At 61.6% G+C, this 1,245-nt stretch carries 1 protein-coding gene; it reads right to left on the reverse strand.

What is annotated here, in order from left to right:
• Positions 1-56: 56 nt before the first annotated feature.
• Positions 57-1,177 (reverse strand): IS3 family transposase gene (locus tag AB1781_11425; protein ID MEW5705176.1). Its coding sequence is split into 2 segments (ribosomal slippage): positions 57-925 and positions 925-1,177, totalling 1,122 coding nucleotides; the frame shifts between segments, so codons are not numbered across the junction.
• Between the last annotated feature and the right edge of the window lie 68 nt (positions 1,178-1,245).

Consider the following 1,245-nt stretch of genomic DNA (forward strand, 5'->3'; position numbering starts at 1 on the left):
TGACCTGCCCCCGTCTTTAGTGCCAAGTCGTGGTTAGCAAAGTCCGAGTTGTGAATCTATCCGATTTCCGTCTCCGATGCGCTGTCGGGCAAGCTTGCCCGACAGCGCGCCGCGAACTCCGCCGGGGTCAAATCGTCGAGCGAACTGTGCGGCCGCCACTCGTTGTACTCCCGTCGCCAGATGCCGATGCGCACCCGCGCCTCGGCCAGGCTGGTGAACCAATGCTCGTTCAGGCATTCGTCGCGGAACTTGCCGTTGAACGACTCGACGTAGCCGTTCTGCATCGGTTTGCCCGGCTGAATCAGCTTGAGCTCGACGCCGTTGCGATACGCCCATTGGTCAAGTGCCTTGCCGGTGAATTCCGGCCCCTGGTCGGTGCGGATCGCTGTCGGCAGACCACGGAAGATCGCCGCCTGCTCCAGAACCCGCACGACGTAGTCGCCGGTGATGCTGTGATCGACCACGATATCTACGGCCTCCTTGGTGCAGTCGTCAACGATGTTCAGGCATTTCAGCCGACGGCCATTCGACAGAGCGTCCATCACGAAATCCATCGACCAGACCTGGTTCGGGGTCTCCGGCAGCGTCAAGGGATGGCGTTCCACGGCAATGCCACGCCGCCGCTTGCGCTTGGGGACCGCCAGCTTGGCGTCCTGATAAAGCCGAAACACGCGCTTGTGGTTGGCTTGGTGCCCTTCCCGACGCAGCAGAACATGAATGCGCCGATAGCCGAAGCGGCGCCGCTCGGCTGCCAGTTCGATCATCCTCGCCTGGATCGCTTCGTTGGCCGGATTGGCCGTCGGTGCGTAGGCCAGCACCGTGCGCGATATCCCCACAAGCCGGCAGGCACGACGCTGAGAGATCCCGGTCTTCTCTTGCATCGCCGTCACTGCCTCGCGCTTCGCCTGCGGGGTCAGGGCTTTCGGCCCAGGGCGACCTTGAGCGCGTCGTTGTCCAGCAGGGATTCGGCCAGGAGTTTCTTGAGCTTGCTGTTCTCCGCTTCCAACGCCTTCAGCCGTTTGGCGTCGGCAACCTCCATGCCGCCGAACTTCTTGCGCCACGTATAGAACGCCGCGTCGCTAAAGCCATGCTTCCTGCACAGATCCTTGATCGCAATACCGCCCTCGGCTTGCTTGAGGAACCCAATGATCTGCTCGTCCGTAAATCGCTTCTTCATGCCCGCTTCTCCCTTCGAAAGCGGACTTTACTAACTTCATGCCGGCACTGAAATCGGGGGGCAGGTCA

It is taken from the genome of Pseudomonadota bacterium (assembly GCA_040752895.1).
In the GTDB taxonomy this organism is placed as follows: Bacteria; Pseudomonadota; Alphaproteobacteria.